Genomic DNA, 6,053 nt, shown 5'->3' with positions numbered 1-6,053 from the left:
GAGGCGTACGGATTGCCGATGGCCGCGTTCTCGACGACCTTGAAGGTGCCCTCGACGTACTGGTCGGTCTCGTAGTACGTGCCCGCCGCCAGGCCCGTCTTCAGGGCGAACCCGTTGCCCTCGTTGATCAGCGACCGCACCCCCCACTCCCAGCGCTCGCAGAACGACGTGAACTCGTCCGTCAGCCCCTCGTGCCCGAGCTCCAGCCCGGACAGCGCGATGTCGGAGAAGCCGCGTCCGGCACCGGCCTCGCCGACCATGCCCAGTTCCTTCAGCTCGCCCAGCGCGTCCGTCAGGCCCTTGGCGATCAGACCGAGCCCCTCCGTCGCCAGATCCTTGCCGCCGCCAGTCATTTCTCGTCCCCCGTCCCCGCCTCGACGTCGACCGCCACCTCGTCCGGCACGACCCCGCGCACCGGCGGAAAGACCATCCCGTCCTCCCCGTCCGCACAGTCCAGCGCCACCCCGCACGGCACCCCCACCGCCGGCACCGTCACGTCCAACAGACGCGCACCGAGCCACCGCTGGTACGCCCACTCCCGGTGGCCCTCACCCCGCGCGAGCGCGAAACGGGCCAGGGCCGACTCGTCCGAGAAGGCGTAGATCCAGCGAACGCCACCGAGATCAGCCGTCAGAAGGGTGTCGTCATCGTCCACCGGCACGAGCACCGGCGTACGGCGGAACTCGCCCAGCAGGGCGGCGAACTCACGCCGCCTGCGCTCGGCCGCGTCCGAGGCATCGGGGAAAGTTGCTGCACGCTCAGGCAAACCGGTGTCCTCGGCCGCTTTCGGCGCGGTTGTGTCCCACTGGTCGGTACGGGCCAGGTTCATGTAGTCGTACAGCCGCGACCTTGGCGTTTGTGCCCTCGGTCCGGCGTTTCCCCCATGCACATCCACGAACGGATCATCACATCGGCGTGTTCCGGATCGCAACGTGGGTCCTGGATCCCGTTGACTCCGGGCCCGGCGGAGTCGTTCTTGAGCGGCGAGCGCCGACGAGCGGAGTGGCGCAGACAGCTGTCCGTACTACCTTTCCCACCTGTACGAGAAGTACCGCTGTGAGCCTGTGCTCATCGTCATCACCCAGAGCAGCTCGACGGCGAAGTGGGCGTCGCGTCCGATCCGGTTCGGCTTCCCCGGCTGGGACTCCCTGGTGGCACGGCCGCTCGTGCTGGGTCCGGACAACGTGCCGGTGATCGCGGACGAGCGGCAGGCCGAACGGAACGTACCCCTTGCGGTGCTCTCGGCGATGACGCACGGGCGTGGCCCGCAGGCTCCGGCCATACTGGAATCCCTGGCCACGGCTCTGCGGACCATCGATGCCGACAGTGCCGCAGTCTTCGTGCAGTTCGTCGACTCATGCCTGACAGACCCCCAGGCGAAGCAGATGTGGAGGGACCTGATGACGGCGATCCAGTACTTCTGGCGACACCCGCTGGCCGAGCAGGTGCGCGAGGAAGGCCGGGAGCAAGGCCGGGCCGAGGCGAAAGCCGAGATGGTCCTCCGCGTCCTGGAATGGCGAGGCATTCCGGTGCCTGAGGACGTCCGCGAGCGGGTCGAGGCCTGCACGGACCTGAACCAACTGGAAGTCTGGGCCCAGCGAGCCGTGCACGCCACGGGCGCGACGCAGCTGTTCGCTGCGGCGTGAGAGATCGCGGAGTGGGTAGAGGGCTGCCCCGCCCGCTCCGCCTGGGATGACGTCAGGCTTGGTCTGTCATTGACTTCCCTGGTGGCAGTTTCCTTGCCATCGCTTACTCGTCCCGCTCGAAGTCTGGGATGCCGGCTACCGAAGCTGGGTCTTCGATTGGCCAAATCGGTACTCCGTCCGGGGCTCTGACGCGGGAGACGGAAATGCCATGAAGGCATGCGTCGCACCATATGAGGGCATAGCCCACGCGTGTTTCTGAGTCCGCGACGTAGCGAGTTTTGAGTTGATTCAGCCCGCAGTTCGGGCAGGCGACGGCGGCCGTCCCCTCGGGGTAGGCGTCGACTTGTGAAAGCGCCTTTAGCCAGGCGGTGCGGTTAGTCATCAGCCCAATCTTCCGTTGTAGAAGTTCCAGAACTGGTCTTCTGAGCCATAGGCTGCTCGCTCCCATGCGGCCTCCTGCTCTAGAGAGGAGGCGCGACCGTACACTCCGACCTGCATCACATGCATTCGCTCGTGCCCGATTGTACGGACCAGATCTTCCTTAGAGGTGAAAGCGTCTGGATAGAGTGTGATCGTTCCGTCGGGTGATGTGTGTCCATATAGCCCACGTCCGATAAGGTCCGTGTCTCGATTGATCTTTACCTTCACCCCTTCAAGTCCGACTCCAGCCTGTTCGGCCACTTGGTGGACGACGCGCTTCTGCATGGCGACCTGCAACTCAGAAAAGGGGCCTGTGTTCGCACCCCGACGCTCAAGGCCGGATGCGGGTTCACCCGCTTGTCCTCGGTTACTGCCTGTTTCGGGAGTGCATTCCGGTGCCAATCCCAGAGCGTCAGTCCACATATGTGGGTTGTTAACGTAAGTGGCTGGGTTGGGTGCGGGGGTGAGGCCGAGTGGATCAGGGGTGAGGTACCGGGCCGTTTCCGGGTCGTAGTGGCGGAAGTAGTTGTAGTGGAGTCCCGTTTCGGGGTCGTGGTACTGGCCCGGGAAGCGTAGGGGCGTGTACGTCGTGCTGTCCGTCGCCCATGCCGTTGTTCCCCACAGGGTGCTGCGGGTGCGCCAGGCGATGTCGCCTTGTTCGTCGACGAGTTCGCTCGGTGTGCCGACCAGGTCGGTGACTATGGCGAAGAATCGGGAGTCGATTTCCTCCTGTGGGGCGTCGGCTGCCGTGATGCGTTCCGTTTGGGACAACGGGCGCAGGCCTTGGTGGTCCCAGGTGAGGGTGACCGGGTTGGGGAGGTCGGGGGACGTGGTCGTTTGTTCGCAGAGGGTGGTGCCGTCCCAGGTGAAGTCCACCCTCTCCAGCACCGTTTCGCCGTCGTCCGCCAGGCGGAGTTTCGCCGTGCGCCGGCCCAGGGGGTCGTACGTGTAGCGCCAGCGGGTGCCGTCGGGGGTCACCACCGAGGTCAGGCGGTCCTCGGCGTCCCATTCGTAGCGCCAGGTGTCCGGTTTGCGGGACAGCCGGGTTTTCTGGCGGAGGGTGATGCGGCCCAGGGCGTCGTGTTCGTAGCGGACGTTGCCGGCTCGGGTGATGCGGGTGCCCACGTAGGAGCGCGCACCCGTTGCCTCGCCGCCCGGGTGGTCCGACGGCCAGGACGCCTGGGTCTGGTTGCCTGCCTCGTCGTAGGCGTATCGCTCCGTCCAGTTCGCCGCATGGACGGCTGTCACCCGCCCCGTCGTGTCCAGGTCGAAGCGCCGGGAGCCGGTGAGTAGGTCGTCGATGCCGATCAAGTTGCCGTCGGCTCGGTAGGTGTACGTCCGGTGCTGGACCGTGCGGCCCTCGGCGCCGGTCACCGACTGGGTGGTCAGGCGGCCCAGTGCGTCGAAGGTGTGCTCCAAGGCGATGGCTTCGCCGATGCGGCGGGACAGTTCACGGCCCGCATCGTCGTACGTGAAGTCGATCGCACGGCCCGACGCGACCATGCCCGTGCGGCGCCCGCAAGCGTCGTACGACCACGTCGTCCTGGCCCCCGTGGGCGTCGTGCGGGACGTGCGGCGGCCCAGGGTGTCGTACGTGTACGTCACCGTGCGGCCGTCGACCGTCTCCGAGTGCAGGCGGCCGTGGCGGTCGCGCAGCAGGGTCAGGGTCGTGCCGTCCGCGCCTGTGGCCTGGGCGAGTTGGTCGGTCAGGTCGTAGGCGTACGTCGTGACCTGACCTGACGCGTTCTTGCGGAGCACCTGGCCGAGTTCGTTGCGTTCGAAGGACGTCACCTCGCCGAGTGCGTTCCGCCGTCCGATGAGGCGGCTCGCCGCGTCGTACTCGTACGTCAGCATGCGGTCGTCGAAGTCCGTCTCCGACAGCAGGCGGCCGGCCGCGTCGTACTCGTACGTCCACGCCAGGCCCTGTGGGTTCGTGACCTGCGTCAGGCGTAGCTCCGTGTCGTGGGTGAACTCGTAGCGGACGCCGTCCGGGCCCGTCCGGGCCGTCAGCAGGTCGAAGTGGGTGTACTCGTAGTGGGAGACGCCGCCCAGCGGGTCGGTGTGGCTGGTGCAGTTGCCCTCGCCGTCGTACGTCCACGTCTCCGTCGTGCCGTCGGGGGCCGTACGGCGGGTCAAGTGGCCCTCGACCGACCACTCCAGTCGTGTCGTCGCGCCGGTCGGATCCGTGATCGCGGTCGGGCGGCCGAGGGCGTTGCGTTCGTAGCGCGTGGTCGCGCCGAGTGGGTCCGTTATCTCCATCGCGAGTCCGGCGCGGTCGCAGATCACCCGCGTCGTATTACCGAGTGGGTCGGTCACCGAGGTCAGGTGGCCGGCCTCCGTGTACGTGAAGCGGGTCGTCCGCCCCGCCTGGTCCGTCACCGACGTGCGGTTGCCCCGCTCGTCGTACGTCTGGCGGATCACCGTGCCATCCGGGTTGACCATCTTCACCGGCAGGCCCAGGGCGTTGTACTCCGCCCTCGCCTCGCGGCCGTCCGGGCGGACCACCCGCCTGAGGTTGCCCGCGTCGTCGTAGTCGAACGTCGTCGTGTGGCCCAGCGGGTCCGTCGTGGAGAGAAGGCGGTTGTAGCGGTCGCGGTGGTAGCGGGTGGTCGCGCCCAGGGCGTCGGTCTCCGCGACCACCTGCCATCTGTCGTTGACCAGATAGCGGCGGGTGTGGCCCTCGCCCGTCGTCGCCGTGGTGGTTCGCAGGCCCGTCGTCGGGTCCGGGTCCCCGTATGACAGGCGCAACGCCATGTGGCCCGCCGCACCGCCCTCCGCGATGCAGCGGTCACGGTCGTCGTACTCGTAGGTGTAGCTGCGGTCGTTCGTGTCCGTCCAGGACGTGACCCTGCCTGCCTCGTCGTAAGTGAAGCGGAGCGGCAGGCCGGAGGAGTTGACGACCTCCGTGAGGTTGCCGTCCGTGTAGGCGAAGCGTTTCAGCTCTTCGCCCGTGGCGGCCAGGTGGTACGCCGTGACGCGGCCGGAGTCCGTCCTGATGCGGATGCCCTGGCCGCTGCTCGTGAAGACGCCGAGCGGGGTGCCCTCCGCGTCGTACTCGAAGGTGATCCAGTTGCCGTTGCGGTCGTCTACCTGTTCGAGGACTGCCAGGTCGGCGCCTCGGTCGGCGAAGTGCCGCACCCGGCCGGAGCGAGGGTCGGTGATGGTGTAGCCGCCGTTCACCCGGTCCAGGGGGAGGCGGGGGCCGTGGCTGGGGAGAGTCGGTACGCCGGGTGCCGGGTGGGGGTACGACAGGAGCAGGCCGTCCTCCGTGACGAAGACGACTCCTTCCGCGTCGATCTCCAGGCGCTGGTCCAGGGTGGAGGACCAGGACGGGCCGAACCAGCGGCCGAGGTGGTAACCGGACTCCACCCGCCGGGTCAGGAGGAGGGGCAGCGTGCCGGGGAGCGTGGCGTCCGTCTGCGGCAGGTACATCCTGCCGGTGGCGAGGTCGACGGGGTCGGTGCCCTTGCTCACCACCGAGTCGCTCTCGCGGGAGGGCTGGTGCGGGTCCTCGTTCACCCGGCCACGCCCCGTGGTTCCTGCGGCGTCCTCCGCCCCCGCCCGCGCCTCCCGAGTCGCCGCCGCCTCCGCCGCCTGGCGGGTGAGGCCCGCTTCCGCCGCGTCCTTCGCCAGGCCGGCCTCCATGCCGATTCCGTCCGTGCCGACCAACTGGGGCAGGAGGCGGCCGCCGAACTCGGACGGGTCCTTGCGGAACTCGTCCCACATGGTCTTCGCGGTCCGTTCGGGGTGGGCGGTGGTGGAGGCCAGGCCGGAGAGCGTCATGCTGACGTTCTGGAGGTAGGCGGCCGGGTGGGTGAGGTTGTAGGGGTCCATGGGGTTCAGGCCGCGGACGAAGTTGGCCAGGCCGGCCGTGCCCTTGAGGACGCCCCCGGCGAAGTGGGTGAGTTCGGTGCCTGTGGCCTGCAGGCCGTCGCTGAGGTTGTTGCCCAGGCGCTCCAGCGGCGGCGGTTCGGCGGGCGCGTGGGC

At 68.2% G+C, this 6,053-nt stretch carries 2 protein-coding genes and 2 pseudogenes; 1 reads left to right on the top strand and 3 read right to left on the bottom strand.

Going from position 1 to position 6,053, the window contains the following annotated elements:
• Together ABZ079_RS36635 and ABZ079_RS36630 are read right to left on the bottom strand one after the other, a co-directional pair.
• A pseudogene (locus ABZ079_RS36635) lies at positions 1 to 353 on the bottom strand (hypothetical protein); the annotation flags it as partial.
• Positions 350 to 766, bottom strand: coding sequence for a hypothetical protein (locus ABZ079_RS36630; RefSeq protein ID WP_356943765.1), 417 nt, complete (start codon positions 764 to 766; stop codon positions 350 to 352). The pseudogene ABZ079_RS36635 and the gene ABZ079_RS36630, both read right to left, overlap by 4 nt.
• A 253-nt stretch (positions 767 to 1,019) precedes the next feature.
• On the opposite strand from ABZ079_RS36630, the pseudogene ABZ079_RS36625 reads away from it, so the two are divergent.
• Positions 1,020 to 1,646 (top strand): annotated as a pseudogene (locus ABZ079_RS36625) (hypothetical protein); the annotation flags it as partial.
• 381 nt (positions 1,647 to 2,027) lie between these two features.
• On the opposite strand, the gene ABZ079_RS36620 reads toward ABZ079_RS36625, so the two are convergent.
• A partial coding sequence (locus ABZ079_RS36620) for a DUF6531 domain-containing protein (RefSeq protein ID WP_356943764.1) occupies positions 2,028 to 6,053 on the bottom strand: 4,026 nt, incomplete at its 5' end.

This window comes from Streptomyces sp. NPDC006314 (assembly GCF_040613075.1).
Classification (GTDB): domain Bacteria; phylum Actinomycetota; class Actinomycetes; order Streptomycetales; family Streptomycetaceae; genus Streptomyces.
The sequence above is the reverse complement of the archived record's forward strand: the minus strand, read 5'-3'. Positions and strand labels throughout refer to the sequence as shown.